Below are 24,333 nucleotides of genomic sequence, written 5' to 3'. Positions count from 1 at the left end.
TTATACTGACGGTTCCAATTTTTTCAAATAGCCTATCAAATCCAATACTTCCTGATCGTTCAGATTGTTCAGCAAACCTTCGGGCATCATCGATTTTTCAGAAATATCTCTGGTACGTATCTGTGATTTGTTGATGTTAATAGGAGCCTGGCCTACCACGCGCAAGGTGATGTTCCTATCGTTTTCGCCAATAATATTTCCGCTGTAGGTTCGACCATCCTGTGTTGTGACAACCACTAATTTATAATCGTCCTGCACATCTCCGCTCGGATTTAGGATATTGCTCATCAAATAGGTAGTATTGGTACGGTTAGACCCCGTAAGGTCAGGGCCAATCTCGCCGCCTTCTTCATGTAATATATGGCAGGCCGCGCAAGTACGCTCATAGATTTCCTTACCGTTTGACAGATTTGCCTTAGAGAGGGCGGCATCGGTCAGCAATGTGGAGTATTTCCTGTATTCCTGCTGTAGTGTCTGCGATATGTCGTCGATAGGTCCCCAGATTTCCACAAATCCGTTACCCAATACAGCTCTCAATTGCAATACTGCGTGTGCGGGAATATCTGATTTTGGTATGGTACCATTTTTAAGAGCATCGCCTAAAAACTGACCATAAGTAGGCCTAGAGGCCATAGTCAATATGGCCTCTTCCTTTTCGGCTGCGGCAAGACTGCTATATTTTTGGAACAAGGCCCTTCCCAAATCTTGACTATCATAGGCCGCTATCGCCTTGATAGCCTCTAATCGTAATTCTTTATCTTCTAATAATTTTGGGACGATTTTCTGTAATTCAGAATTTTGTTTGTTAGCCAACCTCTGGATCGCGTTGTTCTTCTCGGCAAGATTTGCTTCCGGATTGTTTAGTATGGTCAATAATTTTTTGGCCACTTCGGCATTCCCAAAATTTTGGGCGACTTCATCGGCAATGGCCGAAAGTTCCTCATCTGATTGCAAACGCTTGTAGCTTCTTGCCCAATTCGATGGTTCTTTTAATTCTGAATTCCCCTCCATTCCTGCCAATAAACCGTTTAAAAGATCCTTTTGTACGCCAGATTTATCGCCGATGGCCGCAATCAATTGTTCCATTTGATTTCCATCGACCAAGCGTCTTGCTATTTTTTGAACCAACGATGGTATTTTACATTGCTTTGCCAAGGCTATAGCTTTTTCCGGCTGTTTGGCTACCAAAGGCTCTATGCCAAACCAGAGCATCAGTGGAATATTCGGGTCATTGGCATCCTCCTTGTATTTTACCAAGGCCGATGCGATATCCCAGCGATCTTTCCCGTTCATGCGCTGTAAAGCTCCTGCCAAGTAACGGCGGACAACGGGCGAGGATTCCTTTTTTGCCAAAGTGGCTAACTTTTGGACGGCTGTTGACGATGGTTTTTCATCCTCTACCAAAAACTGAATGGCCCAAGAGCGCACGTATTCATCGGTATCGTCCAATAAACCTACTAGTTTTTCCGTACTTATATTGTCGGTTATCCATAGGGACCATAATGCCCTGAGGCGGGTATCTTCATTTTTAGTATTGGCTAGCAAATCGTTCAACCGATTTATGGCGGCGCGCTCTAAAGCGTTTTTAGAGGCACGGTATTGCAATATCACACGCGCCCGTTGCGCATGCCAATTACTTTTACTCAGCTGCAGTCCCACTAGTTCCATATCGCTTTTTATATTGAGGTCATCAAACCGTCCGGACCAGTTTTCGGCCTCCGATTTTTCGGGCATCATTCGATATATCCTGCCCGTATCCTTATTGACAACGGCATCACCACATATTTCCGCATCATGCCAGTCGAGCACATAAAGGTCCCCTGCCGGCCCTACCTCCATACTGAATCCTATCCATTGGGCATTGTTAGCCATCATAAAATCTTCCCCATGGCTGGCGGTAAAACCAGAGCCGTTCGGTGTCAAAATATCAGAAAGTACAGCATGTTCATGGATATTCGACATAAAGAGTCGCCCTTGATGTTCAGCAGGAAAAGCATCCGATTGATAGATACGCGCGCCGCCATGCGCCGAACGGTGCCTGTGGTCTACTATGGTCTTGATATCCTCGTATACATAAGGGTTGAAATGCTGACCGCCCTGCCTGTGGTAAATACCACCAGGTATTACATGAAACATATGTGGGATGACGCAGGCAGAAATAAACAATTGTCCCTTAGCATCATAATCGATGCCCCAAGGATTACTAAAACCATGCGCGACTACCTCAAAGCGATCCTTTATTGGATGATACCTCCAAACGCCTCCATTTACATCTACACCATCGGCTTCCAATAAATCTTTTGGAAACTCATCCCTATGCTTATAAAGTCGACCTTCTCCAGCCTTAGGTATACGAATTTTTGAAGGTGTCGCAAATCCCTCAAGGCCATAAAGCCAACCGTCAGGACCCCAAAGGAAACTATTAATCGTCTCGTGCCGATCACGTATGCCCCAACCGGTCAACAAAACCTTTGTTTCATTTTCATCAGCCTTGTCATCCCCATTTTTATCGGGGACAAAAAGGAGGTTAGGTGGGGCGCCTATAAATACGCCACCATGCCCCACCGCGATGGCCGCAGGAAAAGGGATGCCTTCCATAAATATTTTTTTACTGTCCGCTACGCCATCGTGGTCTGTATCTTCAAGTATAAGGATTCTACTGTCACCGGAACCGGAAAATCCTTTTTGTCTGGACTCATAGTCCCTGTTTTCAGCAATCCACATCCTTCCCCTGTTGTCCCAACAAAAGGCCATGGGCTGGGTAATCATAGGTTCAGAGGCAAAGGCATTCACGGTAAACCCTTCTTTAATTGTCATCGCCTCCACGGCCTCCTTAGGGCTCATAAATTTTGCATCCCGACCTTCCTGTTTGGCAAGCTCCCATAGTGAAATCGTATTGTATATCCCTTTATCGCCCACATACTCACCCCAAAGATCGTTCAGTTTTGTTTCGTCCAATTCCCCAGTATAGGCTACAATCTGATGTTTAAAAATTTTTGTCTCTCCTTTTTTTATCTGCCAATCTCCTAATTTTGCCAATACCGGACCCATACCCAACTGTCCGTCTACACGCCAAGGTTGTGGATAGCCTGTGTTTCCCGTATGGTCCAAAATCGCGATGTGCCCCCACTCTTCAAGGCCATCGATTTCCATTCCAGCATCGGCCCACATTGCTCTTTGCCCGTTTGCTTTTTCATTTCTTTGGCGTGCGGCATTCACTACCTCTCCTTTTATCCCTTTCTCCCAGGGCATTCTAAGAAACAGTCCGCCGTAATCAAATTCATTGACCGTAAAGTCGGTCAAAGCTTCGCCTTGCCACTCTAAGCTTAAGAAATATTTATTGTCTTTCTGGGTAAAAGTCCACGTTTGGGTCTCTTTTAGTATTGGGTTTTTGTCTCTGTCCAACATAGTGTAGACGGTTTTCCATTGCACTTCTTTTCCCTTGGCAACCAACACTTCGGAAGATACTTTTTGCCAATGGTCTCCGTCGGGGTTATGGAAAAAGTCTAGCCCTATCTTTTTCTGAATTTCCTTTGGCTTTTCTAGGTCATAGAACCACTTTTTTAATTCATCGGCAGATGCTCCTGTCCCGTTTACCCGGGTAAAACCCCAGTAAAGGCCGGTCTGATGTTTGTGATGCCCTGGACTAAACTGAGTAAGTTCCACCGCTGTACCAGGCGCTAGAATAGGATGGATATATGGACGGAAATCTGGTAGCGTATTTTGAGTAACTACGACAGCTGATCCGCCATCGGCAAAAACCTTTATTTCAGTATCGGTCTGTTCGATATAGAAACTGGGGGCCTTAAAATCAGCCGAAGCCATCTCTTTTTCTTTTTTTTGTTTGCAGGCGATTAGACAGGTAAGCCCTAGTAGTAGAATTACTATTTTTCTCATTATATCTTTATTAGTTCCTATTTTTTAAAGTTAGGTGCGCCGCTTTATTGATATGTTCATGTTGGTATGATTACGAATTGAATATTTTTTTTAAAAACCGCAACCCTTCCAAGGCAAATTCATCCTGACTGGGTGCCAAATGCTTCCAAATACAGACCGCGCCGGCCAGTTCCTTGATTTCTGGTGTAAAACTTTCGATAACCATAGCGCCTTTGTAATCAATGTCTTGTAAACCCAATTTAAACTCGTTCCAAGGGGTCAATCCAGTACCGGGAATTCCCCTGTGATTTTCAGAAACCTGAATATGAATGAGTTTATCGCCTACCCTATTTATCGCCTGTCGGATATTTTTTTCCTCTATGGTCATGTGAAAACCGTCTAGTACAACCATTGCATTTTCGTGGTTGATATCCGTTATTAGCCGCATAACATCGGCAGCAGTATTGACCAAATCCGATTCAAAACGATTTAATGGTTCTAGCGCTATATATTGCCCAGAAGCCTTTCCTATTTCACAAACTTTACGAACATTAGTAACGGCCAATTCCCATTCCACTTTCCGTTGGTCTTGCGGTATCATTCGAGCTTTACCTACAGCAGAATAGATGGGTCCAGCTAAAAAATCAACGCCCAATAAATTACAGAGTTCAAAACATTGCTCTACATAACGGAAGCAATTTTCATGAATAGAAACATCATTAGAAGTCAAATCCTTAGTGGGTCCAAATACACCGCAAATGGTTGCTTTTAAACCATGCGCTATTAATGCCTTTTTAACTATTTCGCCATTAATAAGAGCAGGGTCTTCCACAGGAATCTCAACGATATCAAATCCCATTTTTTTAATCATAGGAAATAGTGAAACTGAAGTAGTAATAAAAGGGGATTCCCATAGCCACGTACTTACACCATATTTTAAGTTTTCAGGCATATATTTTACGTTTTTAAACTTAATTAGACACCATAACTTTCATAACCCCCTGCATAATTTGCCAATGACCAGGGAAGGTACAGATAAATGGATACGTCCCTGGTTCGCTGGGCGCAATAAATTTTAAAGTCACTTTTTGCTCGGGATCAACCAAAGCAGAGGCAAAGAGCACTTCTTCTATTTTTGGAATGTAATCTTGTTCCACACCATTAGAATCCATAGCCATTTGATCTGCTGCAATTCCTACTATCTCTTTTGTACCAGGCTTTACAATAACTATATTATGCTGCATAAAATCTACATTATCAAGTACCAGTTCTACAGGTTTTCCTGCCTGTACCGTAAACTCGGTAATATTATATTTCATTTCATTCTTAACGGTCTTAATGGTAATCAAAGTTGCTTTTTCGTTTGGAGTTTCCACCCTTTTTTTTAATACAAATTGATTATTCATATAGTTTTTGGCAAACATATCATCCATCGAAGTACCACCAAACGAATTACGTACACTTTGAGAAAAGTCAGTTTCTACTTCATATTTCCAACTCCCAGAAAGCCCGACATTTTTACCGCCAGAACGTATATGCATCCACTCTGGCTTTCCATGAAAACCCCCTTTACCATTGGCATCCTCTACTCGAACCACAATGGTGTTTCCATTACTTTTTAATACTCCTTTTGGTACCTTATACGATCTAAAGCTTTGAGCATCTTTTTCGGTAACACCAATTTGTTTTCCATTGATATACACTACGTCAGATTCATCTATACGTCCTAAGGAGACATAAGCCGAACCACCACTATTGTTGACGTTAAAATTTTTACGAAACCATATAACTCCGTTGATATCCAGACCTGCATCTTCTATGTATTGGGGTAATTCCATCGTTTTCCAATTGTTATCGTTATAGTCCATAGCTTGTCTTTGCCCACTGATAGCGGCATCTATATCAAAAGCTGGATTAGCTTTGACATACTCCTTCATAAATCCATCAGCATGGCTACTAGCAGCTGCATACAGTCCTTTTGAGAGCCAACTGTCTTTTGTAACACGCTCATCTTGACTTAGTCCATATATAATTTTACCCACTTTTTTAGATGCTGGTCTTTCTGCAACAAAAAGTAGTGCCGCTAATAACACGGATGGATTGGTATCGGATAAAACTTTGGAATCAATTATAGCTGCATCCGTAGTTTTATTTTTAGGAAGTATTTGAATCGCCGCTTTACGAACAGCACCAGAAGGGTGGTAAAGGCCCCCTTGAATAACTTTATAAGCTTCTATATCGGTTTGCAAATGCACTAATCCCGCTATGGTCCAAAAGGCGTGCAAAGCCGCAGGATTTAAACCCATTTCATCTACTTTTGAATCATTTGCCAATTTAAATAACGATTTCAGCACATCCGTATTGGCCCTTTCTATCAACAGCCGTTGACCAGTCATTCTCCAAAACATATTCTCATTTGATAGCGCAGCTAGCAATGTTTCTGGGTCTCCCTTATCTAAAGTAAACATGTGCTCTTCAGTTGATTGCTTAGGAACCACACGCCAAATACGTCCTCTTGACTTGTCTCGTAAGGGATTAACATACGCATTACCCTTTCCATTTTCAGCATCAAAGCCGCCTCTATCCATTCTTGGAGTGGGATTGTGTTGGATGATAAAGTTGTACCAATCTGCCACCCACACATTACCATCTGGCCCTACCTTGGCTTCTACGGGAGATACCCATTCATCAGAACTCGCAAATAGGTTACCTCCATCTTCTTCCATATAACCGGCACCCTTCTTTATTATAGTAGCGATATGTACAAGACCACCAGTAGGTTCACAGACGAAAGCAACTTTGTTCCAGTAAGAACTAGGGTACTTGCGAGCGGTATAGAAATGATGTCCAGCGGCAGCGGTAAAACCTCCAAAAACATCTACTTGTCTATAGTTTTTAGTGATAGGCTGCATATCATAATGTCCATCTATTTTTAAGCTACCTTGAGCCGGAATCCCTGTTACACCTGCCATAATTTTATTAGGAATACCTAAGAAGACACTATGGGTATTATTCGCTGTTGAAGCAAACAAAGAATTATCTTCTGTTATACCCAAGCCCCAAGTGTTGTTACTCGTATTTATTAAAACCTCAAAGATTTTTTTATGGGGGTTAAACCGGTACATATTCTGGTTAAATTCTAAATCTTGACCATAGATATTCCCTTTAAATCCTGAATAGCCGACCACACCATAAATATTGTTATCAATTCCATTTTGAAGATTAGATGGCCCAGCATGCGTATCAAAAACTCCCCAGCCATCCATAATAACTTCTCTAACATCTGCTTTGTCGTCTCCATTGGTATCCTTCAAAAATAGAAAATGTGGGGCCTGGGAAACGATAATACCGGCATCGTAAAACACAAAACTGGTGGGAATATTCAGGTTCTCAGCAAATACAGTAACCTTGTCAGCCCTTCCGTCTCCATTGGTATCCTCAAGTATTTTCACTTTATCGTCTCCCAAACCTTTATCATCCCTTACCGTATTGGGGTAATCCACGGTTTCTATTACCCAAAGGCGTCCTTTCGCATCCCAGTTCATAGCAATAGGGTTAATGATATCCGGTTCTGAAGCAAAAAGTTGAAGGTCAAAACCCGCCGGTACCTGAATCAATTTTGCAGATTGTTCTGGCAATAAAGGTATTTGGTATTTTAATGCTGGGTCCCGCTTTTCATAATTAGGAATACCTTCTCGCTCTTCATATGTCAATTTTGGAATATCCTTGGAAAATGCTTCCCAATTTTTTTTAGTATTTACATCTACTGCCCATAAAATCCCATTTTTAATCAATTGTTGAAATTCTGGTTTGTTCCAAGTACGTTCATCATGACCATAAGCGGTATAAAAAACTTTTCCTTTACCATATTTTTTAACCCATGTCCACGGTTCACGGTGTTCTGCTTCCACCCGTTCCATTAACACTGTAATATCATCCGCAATTTTGTCGTGCACATAAGTTTCATCCCAAGTTGAAAACTCTTCCAATCCCAACATCGTAGGGTGTTCCTTAGCTACGATTGTGGCATTGAAGGTTCCAGTACCATGTTCCATAAACTGGGCACCTACTAAATTGATATATTCTGCTGCGTTCTTAAAACAAAAGCTGGCGGAATGTATGGGTATAAAAGCATTTCCTTCGGACACAAAATTAAGTAACGCCTTTTCCTGATTTGGAGCAATACTTTCGTGATTAGCATAAACTATGAGTCCATCATATAAATCAAGGTTTTTTGTATTAAGGTCATTGACATTTTCGGTGTAGGTAATATTGATACCCTCGTTTGTTAATGCTGCTGTCAATAGCGGGAAATAGGCCTTTGAATTATGATGCTCTTGCGAGTGACCTAGGAATAGTATTTCAATCCTACGTGGCTGATTATCCACGAATTTTTTTTTACTATCGGCTGTACAACCCATTAAAAAAATAACTACAAAAGGGAGAAACGTGAATCTTTTAAAAATAATATCCATTATCCTATGTATAAAAGTTGATTAAAATTAGGAGTAAAAAAAATTGAAAAAAGACTTTTTTATACCTAATACCGACTTTATTATATCATATTATTTTAATTTTAACTAGTTAATTGATAAGTTAGTATTCTTTTTCAGGTTTAGCGCTACTACTAAAAAAATCTAAATACTTTTATTTTGAAATCTGCATTACAAAAATCGCCTATTCCTATAGCTCATTCCTTTGTTGTCCAAGAGTTAAAACAACCCTTTTTTGATCCTAATTGGCACTTTCATCCAGAATATCAATTATTTATGGTGTTGAAAGGAAAAGGGACTCGATTCATTGGCGACCATGTGAAACCATTTAAGGAGGGAGATATTACTTTTCTTGGGCCCAACCTACCCCATCTTTGGAGAAGTGATTTAGAAAAAAACACTTCTAAAAAAGATACTGAAGCTGAAGGTATTGTAGTGTATTTTCATGAAAATTTTATCAGCGATTCCCTCTTAAATAAAGAGGAAGGAATTAAGATTCGGCAATTATTCAAAAAAAGCTTACGCGGTTTTGATGTCACCAATAATTCAATAAATACTATAGCACAAATGATATTGCAGCTACCGTTCCTTGAAGGTTTTGATGCCGTACTTGGACTCTTGCATATTCTAAATAATCTATCTCAAACACATAATATAAAGCTGCTAGCAAGTTCTGGCTACACGAATACACTCCGAGAAGGAGATACCCTAAGAATGAACAGAGTTTATGCACACGTAATGAAGAATTTTTATCGGAAACTCACCATTTTAGAACTCGCCTCCTTAATCAACATGACCCCCACTTCATTCAGCAGATACTTTAAAACTCACGCCAATAAAACCTTTTCTGAATTCGTAAGCGAAATAAGGATAGGTCATGCGTGCAAATTACTTCTAGATCAAAAAAAGAATGCCTCCCAAGCATGTTACGAAAGTGGATTTCGAACACTATCCAACTTTAATAGGCAATTTAAAACCATTACAAAAAGAACGCCTTTGGAATATAAAAAACGTTATAATAACAAATGATTTTAAAGCTAGATTCAAATATTACAATAAATTCTTCCATTTACTCCAAATACCATTGCATCTTATAAGACTCGCAAATAAATACTTAGCTTCTAGATACACTTACTTACCTTCAGCATACTTACAAGCCTGAAAAGTGCTGCTTAACTAGAGTACATCTTAAACATGTATTTTAGTAGTACAAAATGCGTAGTGAATTCTTAATGGAAGCCCTTTTGGTATATTCATCATAACTAGTATCTTTAGTACAAAAAGCAGGGGTATTTAAAACCAAATAAGCTATATAAGATAAGATACCTATATTTAGCGTGTTTACTAATTTTAAAGCTTTTGAAATTAACGCTATTACACCAATTTTACCTTATTGTTTGGGTAGCCTATTGACTGATTTAAATTTTGAATTAAGGTAATGATGATACTGTATTGTATACCTTCACTCTAAAATTTGACGAGTAAAAGAGTAGTTATTTTGGTAGGAGCCGTAGGAATACTTTGTAGCACCTTTGCTATGGCCTTTGCCAAATGGGGGCATAAAACCCCTGTACTAAATTTAAAAAAGAAGCTTCCCAGCGGGTTTCGGATGAAATAAATACATTTGGCGTAACGGTTATTGATTTATAAGACAACATGAAAAATAGGAGTTTCATCTTTATAATATCCCTACTCATAATAGGAGTAAATGCTAATGCACAATCAGAGAAACCAAAAAATATTCTTTTAATTTGTATCGATGACCTGCGCCCTGAGTTGGCTTCCTTTGGCGCTGAGCATATACATTCTCCTAACATTGACCAACTAGCCAAAAAAGGACGTCCTTTTCTTAATCATTTTGTCAACGCTCCTAGCTGTGGACCTTCTAGGTATACCTTATTGACTGGGACCTACGGACCTGCTCGTAACGATGCCCTTTTCCAGCGTGCCACACTCATCACCAAAGCCCATACTAATCAACGCCCAACTATGCCGGAATGGTTCAAAAAACATGGTTATACCACTGTTTCGGTAGGCAAAGTATCGCATCACCCTGGAGGATTGGGCGGAGCAGATTGGAACGATGAACAAGTAATTGAAATTCCAAACGCGTGGCATCGCAACCTAATGCCTGTTGGCCCTTGGCAACATCCCCGTGGCGCTATGCACGGTTTGGCAAATGGTAGCATACGAAGTAAAGAAAAAGGCACAATGGACGTTTATGAAGCGAGAGCCGATAAAGGCGATACCTATCCAGACGACCTTATTATAGAACAAGCCTTAATAGAATTGGAAACCTTAACAACGACCTCTGATAACCCATTTTTTCTTGCCGTAGGCATTATAAAACCACATTTACCCTTTGGAAGCCCAAAAAAATATCTGGATCTTTATGAAGACTCCGTTTTTCCAGAAAATCCATACCCAAACAAACCCCAAGGAAAAAGTACGTGGCATCCGTCCGGCGAAATGATGCAGTATAATCTATGGGAGAAAGATGTATTTAACGATACTGATTTTGCCTTGGAATTACGAAAATATTATGCTGCTTGTGTAAGCTATGCGGATGCACAAGTGGGCCGTATCCTAAAAAAATTGAAAGAAACGGGAGCCAATAAAAATACTATTGTAGTGCTTTGGGGAGACCACGGCTGGAATTTGGGGGAACACGGTATTTGGGGGAAACATAACCTTTTTGACGTTGCCTTAAAATCGCCTTTAATTATCTATACGCCGACAATGGAACAACCTGGAAAAAAAGCCACGGGTATTGTAGAAACCTTAGATATCTTTCCCACGTTATGTGATTTAACAGGACTTCCCAAAGCTGAATTTAGTCAAGGCAGCTCCTTAATTGCTATGTTAGAAAATCCTTTGCAATCTGGACATGCAGCCGTATCCTATCTACAGAACGCGCAAAGCATACGTGTTCCTAGGTATCGACTTATTGCACATGATAATGAATACATGGAACTATACGACTATGAATCGGACGAAAAAGAAAAACGAAATATTGCAAATGAACATCCAGAAAAAATCGCGGAACTAAAACTACTATTACGTGCTAAAATAAACCAAGTTCGGTAACAGACATAACTAAAAAATTAGAACATCAGATGCGTATGACTTTAGAACAGACTTGGCGTTGGTACGGGCCTAAAGACCCCGTATCATTGTTTGACATAAAACAAGCAGGAGCTACGGGTATAGTTTCTGCCTTGCATCATATTCCCAATGGAGAAGTTTGGCCGGTATCCGAAATCACGAAACGAAAAAGGGAAATTGAAAATGCTGGACTCACATGGTCGGTAGTAGAAAGTGTTCCTATTCACGAAGCTATAAAAACACAGGCCAAAGGATATCTCAACTATATTGAAAACTACAAACACACCCTAACCAATTTGGGTAGTTGCGGAATAGACATTGTGTGTTATAACTTTATGCCCGTATTAGACTGGACACGTACCAATCTAGCGTATAAGCTGGAAGACGGTTCTACCGCATTGCGATTTGAAGCAGCCGCTTTTGCGGCATTTGAACTATTCTTATTAAAAAGACCGAGAGCTTCAACTACCTATACAGAGAAACAGCAACAAAGGGCTAAAAGGTATTTTAAGAATTTAACTGATGCCGAAAAACAACAACTTTCCAACAATATCATCGCAGGACTTCCGGGTGCGGAAGAAGGCTATTCGGTGAAGGATTTCAATGCAATCTTATCTACGTATGACAAGGTGGGACCAGCAGAACTTAAAAAACACCTGTTCGCGTTTTTAAGTCACATTATTCCTGCGGCGGAGGAAGCCGGAGTTTTAATGTGCATCCACCCAGATGATCCTCCCTATCCAATTTTAGGATTACCACGGGTAGTGAGTACGGAAAAAGATATCTTAGAACTCTATGCCGCTGTGGATAGTCCCAATAACGGACTAACATTTTGTACGGGATCTTTTGGGGTAAGACCAGATAATGATTTACCTAGTATGGTTTCTCGTTTAGGTAGCCGTATCCATTTCATACATTTACGCAGTACCCTACGAGATGCCAAGGGTAACTTTCACGAAGCTAACCATCTAGAGGGAGATGTAGATATGTATGGCGTTGTAAAAGCCTTGGTCATGGAACAAGAAAATCGCAAGTTAGCTGGCCGCAAAGACTTCAGAATGCCCATGAGACCTGATCACGGTCATAAAATGTTGGACGACCTTCACAAAAAGACCAATCCTGGCTATTCGGGTATTGGACGTTTACGAGGTCTTGCTGAGCTAAGAGGTTTGGAACTTGGAATAAGAAAATCAATAACAAACTAAAATGCTTAGCAAAATGTATTTCAAAAACTTTTTTACGCTTGTTTTTATAGCCGGTATCTTATATTCTTGCGCTGAGGCAGAAGGGTCTAAAACCATTCGTCTAGGCCATGGATTGGATATGAGTCATTCTGTTCATAAGGCCATGGTAAAAATGGGCGAAGATTTAGCACAACTCTCTAAAGGAAAATTAAATCTTGAAATTTACCCGAGTCAGCAACTGGGTACAGAACGACAATGTTTGGAGTTGTTGCAAATAGGTAGTTTGGACATGACTAAGGTTTCAGTTGGTGTATTGGAGAATTTTGCCCCCAAAATGAAGGTCTTGGGACTTCCTTTTTTGTTTAGGGACAGGGAACACTCCTTTAAGATATTGGATGGCCCTTTAGGACAAGAATTATTAAACGGAGGAGAAAAATACTGGCTCAAAGGCTTGGGTTATTATGATGCTGGTAGTCGTAGTTTTTATACCGTCGACAAACCCGTAAACACCCCTGAAGACCTGATAGGGCAGAAAATTCGGGTAATGGAAAGTGTTACCGCAATGGATATGGTCAGCGGCCTTGGCGGCTCCCCAACACCTATTTCTTGGGGTGAACTATACACCGCACTGCAACAAGGGGTCGTGGACGGTGCCGAAAATAACCCACCAAGTTTTTACCTTTCCAGACATTATGAAGTGGCCAAATTTTATACACTTGATGAACATACCGTACTTCCAGATGTCTTGCTTGCAGGCACTCACCTTTGGTACGAACTATCGGAAAAAGAACAAGGTTGGTTAAAACAAGCGGTAGACAATTCAGTCGTTTATCAACGAAAATTATGGCTAGAAGCGGAGAACGAAGCTTTGAAAGCAGTCAAGAAAGCAGGTGTTCAAATTATATATCCTGACAAGACTCTTTTCGCTGATAAAATCAAAGATTCATTTGATAAGTACAAAGAGGATCCCGAGTTTTATCAAATGATAAAGGACATCCAAGCCACAGAATAAACCCATTCTAAAGTACAACATATGAATCTAAGAGTGAAAATTGATAAACTACTGGCCAACTTCTTGGTAATCATCATGACGGCCATGGTGTTGAACGTACTTTGGCAAGTCGCCAGTCGGTTTATACTGGGATCACCCAGTTCTTTTACAGACGAACTGGCACGATACCTTATGATATGGGTGGGAATCTTGGGAGCGGCTTATGTCTCTGGACAAAATATGCATGTGGCTATAGATGTTCTCCCAAGACGATTGAACGAGCAGACCCAAAAAAAACTATTATTCATCGTTAGGCTTTTGATTATCCTTTTCGCCTTGGGTGCGCTAGTCGTTGGCGGCCTGCGGTTGGTTTATATTACACATGTGTTAGACCAAAACTCTCCTGCCTTACAAGTCCCCTTATCCTTAGTTTATGTGGTCATTCCTATCAGTGGCTTGCTCATTATCTATTATAAAATTTCCGACATCCTAAAAGACTAACCCTATGGAATACGTACCAATTTTAGTTCTGGTGATTAGTTTTATTTGCCTTTTAGCCATAGGTACTCCAGTTGCATGGAGTATTGCAATTTCTTCCCTGCTCACCCTGTTGGTCAGTATCCCCGTAATCCCAGCCATGACAACGGTCTCGCAACGCATAGGAACGGGACTGGACAGCTTTGCGCTGCTAGCCATTCCGCTCTTTATCCTTTCGGGGGAGCTAATGAACAAGGGAGGCATCGCCCACCGACTTATTGCGTTTGCAAAAACATTGGTCGGTTCCTTGCCGGGCGGACTGGCGCTCATAAATATTATTTCGTCCATGCTTATGGGTGCCATTGCAGGGTCTGCCATGGCAGCAGCGTCGGCCATGGGGAGTATTTTAGGGCCTGAAATGGAAAAAGAAGGTTATTCCCGAGAATTTGGAGCCGCTGTAAATATCACAGCAGCAACCACCGGTCTCATTATTCCACCCAGTAATGTACTTATCGTATATTCCTTGGCAAGTGGCGGTGCTTCCATTGCTGCTTTATTTTTAGCTGGTTACATACCTGGTATTCTGACAGGACTTTTCCTAATGATTGTCGCCTCGTTTTGGGCGAAGAAAAAAGGATATAAAGTGGGCAAGCGCAGTACATTAAAAGAAATTTTTAAAACTTTTATTGATGCTGTACCTAGCCTATTCATGCTGGTGGTCGTGATTGGAGGTATCGTTACTGGTATTTTTACTGCTACCGAAGCGTCTGCAATTGCCGTGCTCTACAGTTTCTTATTAGGAATGATATACCGTGAAATTACCTTCCCAAAAATGCCTCAGATACTTTTGGTTTCAGCAGCTACAACAGCTATTGTTATGCTATTGATAGGTGCATCTATGAGCATGTCTTGGGCCCTGAGCTATGAAAATATTCCACAGGAAATTAGTTCGGGACTTTTGGCGTTGAGCGATAACCCGATTATCATTCTTTTGATTATCAATTTACTCCTGCTCTTTGTTGGGATTTTTATGGACATGACTCCGGCCGTCCTAATTTTTACGCCTATATTTCTGCCCGTAGTTACCGCTTTAGGTTTGGATCCCGTTCATTTTGGAATAATTATGGTATTAAATCTCTGTATTGGACTTTGCACACCGCCCGTAGGTTCGGTATTGTTCGTTGGGGTAGGAATTGCTAAAACGACAATAGAAAAAGTAGTAAAGCCTTTGCTTCCCTTGTTTATTGCTATGATTTTTGCGCTATTTTTAGTTACTTACTTTCCAGAATTGAGCCTCTGGTTACCACGGCAGTTTGGGTTATAGGTGGTGTGGCTTCTATTGTTTCAAATTTAACAACGCAGCTATTGTTGAGAAGTAGCAGGGAAACCGCGAATGAAAATATTCGGATTTGAGTTTGACAAATATCAAAGTATAAAGACCATCACTAAATCCTCCCACTCAGTTTTTCCAAGGTATCCATGACCAAAAGACCATCTTCAGCGGAACATGGATTTTCAGCTGCGCCCAAGAAATAAGCTACCGTAGCTTCAATCATGGGTTGTTGAATATGTTGTGGATGTTCAAAATTGAAAAGTCGTTCTTTTCCGTTCTTGGTCCATCGCATCTTATCACCATAAAAAGAGAACTCAATACTACCTTCAGTTCCGTAAATGATACATGAATCGGTTTTCTGTTCCTTAACTACATCAAAGTTCCATATACCACGGAACTGGACTCCGTTCTTAAAAGCGATGATTCCGTTTACGACCGTTTCTACTAATTCCTTTTCGGGTTGACATTTAGAAAAACCGGAAACTGAATCGATATCACCAAAAAAAAAATACATTAAATCGATTTGATGTGGACCAATATCATAAAAATAACCACCTCCAGAAACCTTTGGGTCTAGCCGCCAATCCTCATCACTATGGACAATAATATCAGTGTTTTTAGGCTGAAGTATACGTAAATCTGCGTGCAGTATGTTTCCTACGGATCCGGTATCCAGCAATTCCTTGACCTTTATAAAAGCAGGCAACTTTCTACGATAATGCGCTACTGTTAACTTCCCTCTACTTCTCTTTACGGCATCGCAAATACGTTGTGCTTCTTCGGTATTCAACGCAATCGGTTTTTCTAGATATACATTTTTTCCAGCTTCTAAAGCCTTTAATGTATAAACTAAATGACTAGATGGCGGTGTAGCAATATAGAGGGAATTTATATCAGGGTTCTGAATAAGCTCTTCGGCATTGGTTGACCACATAGGAACTTTATGTCTTTTTGTAAAGTCCCTGACCTTATCCCCATTACGACGCATTACGGCTAAAAGTTCAGAATTAGGTATTTTTTGGAATGCTGGTCCACTTTTCATCTCAGCTACATCACCACAGCCAATTATACCCCAGCTAATCGTTTTCATAGTATGAAATTAAAATATTTGCAATACACCTATATTTGTTCAAGTGAAACCTTTTCAGCCGAATACTACCATTGAGGTGATTTTATAATACATTCGGTCAAAAGTATACTACAATTTCATAGCATTATTTGTTTTGAGCTTAGCTTAAAACCCTTATTATAAGCCAAGCATTCAATTCAAATTCTTCAATCCAACCAGTTGTTAATTTTTTATATTGACGCTCGCTGTGACAATCAAATATGCTTTTTAGACCGCTTCCTTACTCCCATATTCATAAAAAGATAGGACAGCGAACTTATAAACCCCTATAACTCGAAATATTCTTTGGCATTATGGTAAGAGATGTCGCTCACTATTTTACCCAACCATTTTTCATCAGCCGGAAGTTCTCCAGCTTCAACATCTTTTCCGATAAGATTACACAGGATACGTCTGAAATATTCATGTCTTGGAAAAGAAAGGAAACTTCTGGAATCTGTTAGCATACCAACAAAACAACTCAACAATCCCATATTTGAAAGTGTGTTCATCTGCTTTTCCATACCGTCCTTTTGATCTAGATACCACCATCCAGAACCAAATTGCACCTTCCCTTTTATACTACCATCGTTAAAGTTTCCCGCCATGGTAGCGAACACTTCATTATCTGCCGGATTCAGATTATAAAGTACCGTTTTCGCCAATTGGTCTGTACTGTCCAAATCGTTTAAAAAACCACTCAAGGCCTTTGCCTGCGAAAAATCACCCATAGAATCAAAACCTGTATCCGGCCCTAAGTTGGTCAACAATCGCTTATTATTATTCCTTATAGCTCCCAAATGGAATTGTTGCGTCCATCCTCTTTTATGGTATTCCCTAGCTAGGAACAAGAGCGTTCTGGACTTAAAGAAATTTACTTCCTCCGTTGTTATTGTTTTACCTTCCATTACTTTGGAAAAAATAGTCTTGCAGTCGTATTCGTTAGTATCAAAATAATACAACTGTTCCAGACCGTGATCTGCCAAGCGACCACCGTTCTCATGAAAAAAATTGATACGTTGCTCCAAACTGGAACATAATGCGTCATAGGTGTCAATACTGCTATTGGTAACCGATTCAAATTTTTTGAGATAAACGGTATAGCTCACTCCATCCTCCACGGCAAAAGCCTTATCCGGTCTAAAGGTAGGGTATACTTTTGGGCTTGTACCCTGCTTTTTTATTCTGGCGTGATGTTCTAAATTATCTGTTGGATCATCCGTAGTACATAAATAATCTACTTTTTGACCTTGTAAAAGTCCGACCGTATGGTGCGAGGAAGACTGCAGTTGTTCTGAAGTACGTTCGTAGATGACTTCCGCATTTGCTGGCGATAACAGTTCATCGATTCCAAAATAGCGCTGCAGCTCCATATGTGTCCAATGGTACAATGGATTTCTAACGGTATAGGGAACGGTTTCCGCCCATTTTAAGAACTTTTCCTTGTCCGACGCCTTTCCGGTAATATAGTCCTCATGAATCCCTAAAGCGCGCATGGCCCTCCATTTGTAATGATCCCCAGCCAACCAGACCTGACTTATATTCTCAAATACCCTGTTCGTGGAAATCTCGGCTGGAGACAAATGATTATGGTAATCTATGATAGGCAAAACCTTAGCATGTTCATGGTACAGTTTCTTAGCAAATTCGCCCTGTAACAAGAAATCTTCTGTGATAAATAACTTCATCCGTTGGTTTTATTTGCGTAATTTATTAATCAAGTCTAAGGTTTCCTGTACCTTTTTTTTAAGACCATCAAAATCCTTATTTACCAATACCTCTTTGCTTATTAATTGCGAACCCATACCCACGCAGGTGACGCCTGCATCAAACCACCCTTTAAGATTGGACTCCTCTGTAGTTACACCACCCGTTGGCATAATATTTGTCCAGGGTTGTGGGCCTCTAATGGCCTTTACGAATTCAGGACCATAGGTAGAACCCGGAAACAATTTAATAATTTCACAGCCTAGTTCCTCCGCTTTGTTGATTTCAGTCAAGGAACCACAGCCGGGCGACCATAGCACTTTTCTACGGTTACATACCATGACTATATCTTCTCTCAAAGATGGAGTTACGATAAAGTTCGCCCCCATCTGCATGAACATACTTGCCGCTCCTGCATCGGTTATGGAACCTACGCCGAGAATCATTCCTGGCAGTTCTGCTATGGCGTATTTATTGAGTTCCGAAAATACCTCAAAAGCGAAATCGCCGCGTGCGGTAAATTCCATCAAACGCGCGCCACCATCATAACAAGCTTGTAACACCTTCTTTCCTAATGCGATATCCGAATGATAGAACAACGGCACCATGCCGGTTTTTTTCATCACGGTCGCTACTTCTATTCTTGAATATTGAGCCATACTCTTTTATATTTTATAAGTCACGATTTATCTAGCCACACGGCCGGATGCGTCGCCATCCATTAATTTTTCTACTTCACTAACCGTTACCAAATTGGCATCGCCCATTATGGTGTGCTTTAAACAGGATGCAGCAACAGCAAAATTCAATGCATTTTGATCATCCTCCGGATATTTTAACAGACCATATATTAAGCCACCCATAAAGGAATCGCCTCCTCCTACGCGGTCTACGATATCGGTAATTTGGTACTGGGGCGATTGAAACATGGTCTCACCATCGTACAGCACACCTGCCCACGAATTATGAGACGCGGATATAGAACCTCTTAGGGTAGTGATTACTTTTTTGGCTTTGGGAAACTTCTTCATCATCTGTTGGCAAACAGATAAAAAGGCCTCTGCTTTTACGTGTTCGCCTTGGGTGGTAATATCCAACCCTTCGGGCTTTATTCCAAAATGCTTTTCAGCATCCTCTTCATTGCCCAAAACAATATCACAATAGGACGTTAATTCGGTCATAATAGCTTCCCTGTCCCCACCATAGTTCCAGAGTTTGGCTCGGTAGTTTAAATCGGTAGAGACAGTTACTCCCATTTCGCTAGCTACTTTAACCGCTTCCAAACACGCATCTGCAGCTCCTTGTGAAATTGCTGGTGTAATACCTGTCCAATGGAACCATTCCACGCCTTCAAAAACTGATTTCCAATCGATCATTCCTACCTCGATTTCAGCAATTGCCGAATATGCGCGATCATAGACGACCTTACTGCCGCGACTCACTGCGCCTGTCTCTAAAAAGTAGACACCCAAGCGATTGCCTCCATATATGATATGTTCGGTGCCAACATTGCGCTTTCGCATTTCCATTAAAGCACATTCGCCGATATCGTTCTTGGGCAACCGGGTTACAAATTCTACTGGAACGCCATAATTAGCTAAAGAAACAGCAACATTAGACTCGCCGCCGCCATAAACAACATCAAAACTATTGGTCTGGGAAAATCTTAAAAATCCTGGGGGGGATAAACGAAGCATAATCTCTCCGAAAGTCACTACTTTTTTCATTTAACTATATTTATATTACAAAACTTAACTTTTCTATATGTTACGCGTAAGGTTACTACTTTTACTAATTATTAATACCTACAAAGGGGGTTAAAAAGTACATATTTACAGATTTAAAAACAACATTGTTTTCACTAGACCTCATATATAATTAGTTTCCAAACATAAAATTGAAGAGCTGTTAGATTTCGTTGGGACTGCAGGTTATTTCGTAAAACATAACAGCTATTTCTTAATTAGATTTTTATCAAGTGTTTTGGTAAATCTTCCACTCGTTCACAGCACAATTGGTCCATCACCTGTTTGAACTGCGTTTTTAACATGCTTATGGTATGGTCACCACCTTGGTCGCCCAAAGCTCCACATCCATAGAGAAAAGAACGGCCCATGAAGGTGAATTTTGCACCACTGGCCATGGCACGAGCTATATCTGGCCCGGAACGTAGTCCACTGTCCATCATAATTTCTATTTGATTGCTATATTTCGCCCTTATTTCCGAAAGAGAATTGATGGTTGACTGCGCGGCATCCAATTGCCTGCCCCCATGGTTAGAAACTATAATACCATCAAAACCTAATCGAATGGCATCTTTTGTATCCTGTTCAGAAGCGACACCTTTAAGGACTAATTTCCCCTTCCATTTATCCCTGATTGGCTTGATCCGCTCTTCATTCAAGCGACCAGAAAAGGTCTTGTCCATAAATTGGCCCAGTTGTTTTAGATTCAACCCTTCGGGAGTATATGGTTTTAGCGTCTCAAATGTGGGCTGACCATATTTTAGCGTATTATACGCCCAAGTAGGTTTTCCCATAATCTGTAAAATATTTGTAATAGACATTTTAGGCGGTAAGGCCAGTCCGTTTCTGATATCCCTTGGACGATAGCCAAAAGTGGGCACATCACAAAGGAGCACGAGTACAGGACATTCCGCAGCCGCTGCCCTATTGATGATATCGTCCCGGAGGGAATCCTCCGCAGGATTGTACAATTGAAACCACGCGTTACCCTCCGTGAGTTCGCTGGCGCGCTCTATGCTCATGGTGGTCACCGTACTCAGTATAAATGGTATATTATTTTTAAAGGCCGATTTCGCCAATATTTCAGGGGAATTGGGCCACATCAACCCTTGAAGTCCTACTGGCGCAATACCAAAAGGCGCATCAAACTCCATGCCCATCACGGTAGTTTTGGTAGAACTAACACCTTGGTTCCTTAAGTATCTTGGCTGTAACTGCACCTCCCTAATCTCCGATGTATTTCTAACCAGGCTCACATCCTCATTACAACCCCCATCTAAATATTCAAAGGCGAACTTTGGGATTCGGTGCATGGCCTTACTTCTTAAATCGTCCATGGACGGATACTTAGGGTTGAACTCCTTGGCCATATAGCTTTACTTATTTTAGGATAAAAGATACGTGTTTTTTAACAAATAATGATTTATAATAAATCTGTAATTATACCATCTATCCAAAAATTAAGAGTGTACCTAACGGTGCATAAGCATTATAAGAATCTGCAGTGCTTCATGCTATATTTCATGGGCAGAGCTATTCGTTTTATAAAACAAGGCTGGCGTTTAACCGATACCTCTAAACTAATTTAAGACTATATTTTATTAGAAAGTCCACCACCTTGTGTTCTGGCATTTCGCAAGGCTTTAATAGATTATTATCGCTTGTAACATAATAGTTAAGGTTTACGAAATCCTTACCACCAAGCTCCTCACTATATATTTTAAAGGAATTTCCAATAATGGAAATTCCTTTTGTTATTCCGTATGTTCAGCTATTATATGTTCCCTCAGAATAGCCATTAGGGATGTTTTTAATATGGTTTAAAATTGCGTTACTCATGCGTATTTCTTCTTCTTTTTGTTTATTCTAAAATTAAAAAAATCGCTTTCTAAGCCAGTATTACGAACTACACGAGAGCATGGAACAGCCCACCTTGTTTCTTGCCCAATCGGGACGTTTGGCGAACCATTTTTCATTGTGAGGTTGCTCTCCATAGGGCTTTTTGAGCAGTTGAAACAATTCATCCAACAGTTTATAATCTCCCTTATCGGCATCATCTATGGCCAATTGTGCCATATAATTACGTAATACATATTTAGGGTTTATAGTATTCATTGTTTTAGCACGTTGGTCATTGCTTTGGGTTTCAAGCTTTAGGCGTGCAGCGTACATTGAAAACCAAGCCATCCAATCCTTTTGGATTTCACCTTGGATTTCATCTGGTTTGTAAAACGCATCGGCCACCATTTCTAAACCACCTCCAGTACTATCGAACTTAGATAGCGTTCTAAAAAAAATGGCCATATCGGTCTCAGAGCGTTGCAATACGGCTTCTAGTGTTTCAATGAGCAATCCGTCATTACTATCCACTTCAACCAGGCCTAGTTTGGATTTCATCATTGCTAAATAGCCATTCTCCACATCCTCCTGATATTCCGCCAGAATCTTTTGCAAGGGTTCCGCTTCTTCAATAAGTGGATAGAGGGCATTCGCCAACTTCAATAGATTCCAAAGTACGATTTGTGGTTGTGTTCCATAGCGATAACGACGATTTGCCCTATCGGTGGTGTTCGGTGTCCATCCGAAATCGTAATCCTCTAACCAGCCATATGGCCCGTAGTCTATAGTTAATCCTAAAATAGACATATTATCAGTATTCATCACACCATGCACGAAACCAACCCGTTGCCAATGGATGACCATTTCCATACTTTTTACGGCAACCTCTTTAAAGAATGAAACATATGCCTCTTTTGAAGGGGCTCCCAAATGTGAAAAATAATGTTTAATTGTATAATCTACTAATGTTTTTAAGGTTTCAACATCCTGTCTAGCAGCCAGCAGCTCATAGTTTCCAAAGCGTAAAAAAGAAGGCGCAACACGGCAAACGATAGCTCCCTTTTCATAATCAGGATTGCCATCATACATCATATCCCGCAACACGGTATCTCCACTTAATACTAAAGACAAGGCTCTAGTCGTTGGTACTCCCAAATGAAACATCGCTTCACTACAAAGGTACTCCCGTATGGAAGACCTCAAAACCGCCAAACCGTCGGCTGTTCTTGAATAAGGCGTTTCTCCTGCACCTTTTAATTGCAATGCCCACTGTTTACCGTTGTGCTCAACCTCAGCCAAGTTTATGGCACGACCATCGCCCAACTGACCAGCCCAATTCCCGAATTGGTGTCCGCCATAACACATGGCATAGGGCTTCGTATTCGGCAAAATTTCGGCTCCGGAAAAAATATTCAAAAAATCCTGAGTAGCTACAGATTCATCCAAACCAATGGCATCCATCATTTCTGGCGATTTATGAATCAAACTGGGGTTAGATGGTTTTTTTGGTGTTAGATATGAAAAACAAGCCTTTGTAACCTGTCGCCTTGCATTTTTAAATACTGGGTCTGCAGGTAACTCTTTAGAAAAGGTATCTTTTATGTTTAATTTTAATATCAAAATATGGTGCTTTTCTTTTATTATTACTCGATAATAGTACTCCAATGATTACTTCTATTTTTAATCGCTTTTACAGAGGAGCAGACTGCTACTGCAAGATAGTTCTCTTTTGTTAATTTCTCAAAAGTCTTCTCTACCAAGACTTTTTCAATTCCTTGGCCTCTCAAGTTATAAGGCACTTCAGAATGTGCCAGATATATTTTTCCTTCTTTTAATCGATAATCAACCTGGGCTATCTCGCCATTAATATCTAAGGTGAAACGCCGATTTTCTTTATTATTTAGGATAGGTAATCTACTGGGTATTAATATATTCATCCATTTTATGATTTCCTCTTTATAAGGGTTTCACAGTTTCTTTTTCCCTATCGTAATCGTTGGAAAATTTAGTTTTCAGTTCTCATAAAGCCCACGCAAAGCATAAGGGTATTCTTCATTTGCTTCTACATCTAAAAATGTGTGCGGCAATCGAATTTCATCCAAGACCAATTTGTAGTAGTTAGTCTTGTTGCAGCCATCGGCGCCATATAATTTTATTTCCGGGATTATGTTTTGCATGTAGTAATAGATGCTTTTTAGTACCTAAGAAAAATATACATTTAATAATGCTCTGAATTAAAACGCTGGTGGGTATGCAGCTGCACAACTAAGCCTAAATCTCCTGGCAAATAGTTATAAAATAAGCACTTTATCACACTTCATTTTATAAACTTCACAAGCACCAAGATAAATACTTATTCTTAAAAAAGTGATACTTGTTTCATAAAGATAAAAGAACTCAAGCATTAAACTTTTAATAATCACAAAGAAAAATACGAAATTCCTAGGCATGTAGTTCTAATGTATTTTTTGGCCT

At 40.4% G+C, this 24,333-nt stretch carries 17 protein-coding genes; 6 read left to right on the top strand and 11 right to left on the bottom strand.

What is annotated here, in order from left to right:
* The 3 genes from Q360_RS0120665 to Q360_RS0120655 form a co-directional block, all read right to left on the bottom strand.
* Positions 1–3,897 (bottom strand): PVC-type heme-binding CxxCH protein, encoded by a 3,897-nt coding sequence (locus Q360_RS0120665; RefSeq protein ID WP_027078780.1) that lies wholly within the window; start codon positions 3,895–3,897, stop codon positions 1–3.
* 70 nt (positions 3,898–3,967) lie between these two features.
* Complete coding sequence (locus Q360_RS0120660; RefSeq protein ID WP_027078779.1) at positions 3,968–4,828, bottom strand: sugar phosphate isomerase/epimerase family protein; 861 nt, start codon at positions 4,826–4,828, stop codon at positions 3,968–3,970.
* 19 nt (positions 4,829–4,847) lie between these two features.
* Complete coding sequence (locus Q360_RS0120655) at positions 4,848–8,351, bottom strand: PVC-type heme-binding CxxCH protein (protein ID WP_036196350.1); 3,504 nt, start codon at positions 8,349–8,351, stop codon at positions 4,848–4,850.
* Between the two features lie 177 nt (positions 8,352–8,528).
* Here Q360_RS0120655 and Q360_RS0120650 point away from each other — a divergent pair, with 177 nt between their 5' ends.
* From Q360_RS0120650 to Q360_RS0120620, 6 genes are all read left to right on the top strand, one after another.
* A complete protein-coding gene (locus tag Q360_RS0120650; RefSeq protein WP_027078777.1) occupies positions 8,529–9,398 on the top strand; it encodes an AraC family transcriptional regulator in 870 nt (289 codons plus the stop codon).
* 627 nt (positions 9,399–10,025) lie between these two features.
* On the top strand, positions 10,026–11,456 hold the full coding sequence (locus Q360_RS24085) for a sulfatase (protein WP_036196348.1): 1,431 nt from the start codon (positions 10,026–10,028) through the stop codon (positions 11,454–11,456).
* Between the two features lie 35 nt (positions 11,457–11,491).
* On the top strand, positions 11,492–12,679 hold the full coding sequence (gene uxuA / locus Q360_RS0120635; RefSeq protein WP_027078776.1) for a mannonate dehydratase: 1,188 nt from the start codon (positions 11,492–11,494) through the stop codon (positions 12,677–12,679).
* Between the two features lie 13 nt (positions 12,680–12,692).
* A complete protein-coding gene (locus Q360_RS0120630; RefSeq protein ID WP_027078775.1) occupies positions 12,693–13,670 on the top strand; it encodes a TRAP transporter substrate-binding protein in 978 nt (325 codons plus the stop codon).
* Positions 13,671–13,691: 21 nt separating this feature from the next.
* Entirely contained in the window at positions 13,692–14,150 is a 459-nt protein-coding gene (locus Q360_RS0120625) for a TRAP transporter small permease (RefSeq protein ID WP_027078774.1), read from the top strand.
* Between the two features lie 4 nt (positions 14,151–14,154).
* Positions 14,155–15,450, top strand: coding sequence for a TRAP transporter large permease (locus Q360_RS0120620; RefSeq protein WP_027078773.1), 1,296 nt, complete (start codon positions 14,155–14,157; stop codon positions 15,448–15,450).
* 121 nt (positions 15,451–15,571) lie between these two features.
* Here Q360_RS0120620 and Q360_RS0120615 read toward each other — a convergent pair whose 3' ends face one another.
* The 8 genes from Q360_RS0120615 to Q360_RS24080 form a co-directional block, all read right to left on the bottom strand.
* On the bottom strand, positions 15,572–16,549 hold the full coding sequence (locus Q360_RS0120615; RefSeq protein ID WP_027078772.1) for a Gfo/Idh/MocA family protein: 978 nt from the start codon (positions 16,547–16,549) through the stop codon (positions 15,572–15,574).
* A 305-nt stretch (positions 16,550–16,854) separates the two neighbouring features.
* Positions 16,855–18,255, bottom strand: coding sequence for a glucuronate isomerase (gene uxaC / locus Q360_RS0120610; protein WP_027078771.1), 1,401 nt, complete (start codon positions 18,253–18,255; stop codon positions 16,855–16,857).
* Positions 18,256–18,264: 9 nt separating this feature from the next.
* Positions 18,265–18,933, bottom strand: a complete 669-nt coding sequence (locus tag Q360_RS0120605) for a bifunctional 4-hydroxy-2-oxoglutarate aldolase/2-dehydro-3-deoxy-phosphogluconate aldolase (RefSeq protein ID WP_027078770.1) — start codon at positions 18,931–18,933, stop codon at positions 18,265–18,267.
* 27 nt (positions 18,934–18,960) lie between these two features.
* A complete protein-coding gene (locus tag Q360_RS0120600; RefSeq protein WP_027078769.1) occupies positions 18,961–20,001 on the bottom strand; it encodes a sugar kinase in 1,041 nt (346 codons plus the stop codon).
* A 236-nt stretch (positions 20,002–20,237) separates the two neighbouring features.
* A complete protein-coding gene (locus tag Q360_RS0120595) occupies positions 20,238–21,389 on the bottom strand; it encodes an alpha-hydroxy acid oxidase (RefSeq protein ID WP_027078768.1) in 1,152 nt (383 codons plus the stop codon).
* A 529-nt stretch (positions 21,390–21,918) separates the two neighbouring features.
* Positions 21,919–23,481, bottom strand: a complete 1,563-nt coding sequence (locus Q360_RS0120590) for a protein adenylyltransferase SelO (RefSeq protein ID WP_156950225.1) — start codon at positions 23,479–23,481, stop codon at positions 21,919–21,921.
* Between the two features lie 20 nt (positions 23,482–23,501).
* Positions 23,502–23,795 carry a GNAT family N-acetyltransferase gene (locus Q360_RS0120585; RefSeq protein ID WP_027078882.1) on the bottom strand — a complete coding sequence of 98 codons (294 nt, stop codon included), beginning with the start codon at positions 23,793–23,795 and terminating at the stop codon, positions 23,502–23,504.
* Between the two features lie 75 nt (positions 23,796–23,870).
* Complete coding sequence (locus tag Q360_RS24080; protein ID WP_245603327.1) at positions 23,871–24,035, bottom strand: hypothetical protein; 165 nt, start codon at positions 24,033–24,035, stop codon at positions 23,871–23,873.
* Positions 24,036–24,333 lie beyond the last annotated feature (298 nt).

This window comes from Maribacter antarcticus DSM 21422 (assembly GCF_000621125.1).
GTDB classification, from domain to species: domain Bacteria; phylum Bacteroidota; class Bacteroidia; order Flavobacteriales; family Flavobacteriaceae; genus Maribacter; species Maribacter antarcticus.
Note: the sequence above shows the minus strand (reverse complement) of the source record. Positions and strands in the feature narration are given on the sequence as shown.

What these genes read in the sequence shown, in the direction of transcription:
- Q360_RS0120630 (WP_027078775.1), top strand. Translation starts at nt 12,693, where the DNA reads ATGTATTTCAAAAACTTTTTTACGCTTGTTTTTATAGCCGGTATCTTA.
- Q360_RS0120605 (WP_027078770.1), bottom strand. Translation starts at nt 18,933, where the DNA reads ATGGCTCAATATTCAAGAATAGAAGTAGCGACCGTGATGAAAAAAACC.
- Q360_RS0120615 (WP_027078772.1), bottom strand. Translation starts at nt 16,549, where the DNA reads ATGAAAACGATTAGCTGGGGTATAATTGGCTGTGGTGATGTAGCTGAG.
- Q360_RS0120660 (WP_027078779.1), bottom strand. Translation starts at nt 4,828, where the DNA reads ATGCCTGAAAACTTAAAATATGGTGTAAGTACGTGGCTATGGGAATCC.
- Q360_RS0120585 (WP_027078882.1), bottom strand. Translation starts at nt 23,795, where the DNA reads ATGAATATATTAATACCCAGTAGATTACCTATCCTAAATAATAAAGAA.
- Q360_RS0120665 (WP_027078780.1), bottom strand. Translation starts at nt 3,897, where the DNA reads ATGAGAAAAATAGTAATTCTACTACTAGGGCTTACCTGTCTAATCGCC.
- uxuA (WP_027078776.1), top strand. Translation starts at nt 11,492, where the DNA reads ATGACTTTAGAACAGACTTGGCGTTGGTACGGGCCTAAAGACCCCGTA.
- Q360_RS0120600 (WP_027078769.1), bottom strand. Translation starts at nt 20,001, where the DNA reads ATGAAAAAAGTAGTGACTTTCGGAGAGATTATGCTTCGTTTATCCCCC.
- uxaC (WP_027078771.1), bottom strand. Translation starts at nt 18,255, where the DNA reads ATGAAGTTATTTATCACAGAAGATTTCTTGTTACAGGGCGAATTTGCT.
- Q360_RS0120625 (WP_027078774.1), top strand. Translation starts at nt 13,692, where the DNA reads ATGAATCTAAGAGTGAAAATTGATAAACTACTGGCCAACTTCTTGGTA.
- Q360_RS24080 (WP_245603327.1), bottom strand. Translation starts at nt 24,035, where the DNA reads ATGCAAAACATAATCCCGGAAATAAAATTATATGGCGCCGATGGCTGC.
- Q360_RS0120620 (WP_027078773.1), top strand. Translation starts at nt 14,155, where the DNA reads ATGGAATACGTACCAATTTTAGTTCTGGTGATTAGTTTTATTTGCCTT.
- Q360_RS0120595 (WP_027078768.1), bottom strand. Translation starts at nt 21,389, where the DNA reads ATGGCCAAGGAGTTCAACCCTAAGTATCCGTCCATGGACGATTTAAGA.
- Q360_RS0120655 (WP_036196350.1), bottom strand. Translation starts at nt 8,351, where the DNA reads ATGGATATTATTTTTAAAAGATTCACGTTTCTCCCTTTTGTAGTTATT.
- Q360_RS24085 (WP_036196348.1), top strand. Translation starts at nt 10,026, where the DNA reads ATGAAAAATAGGAGTTTCATCTTTATAATATCCCTACTCATAATAGGA.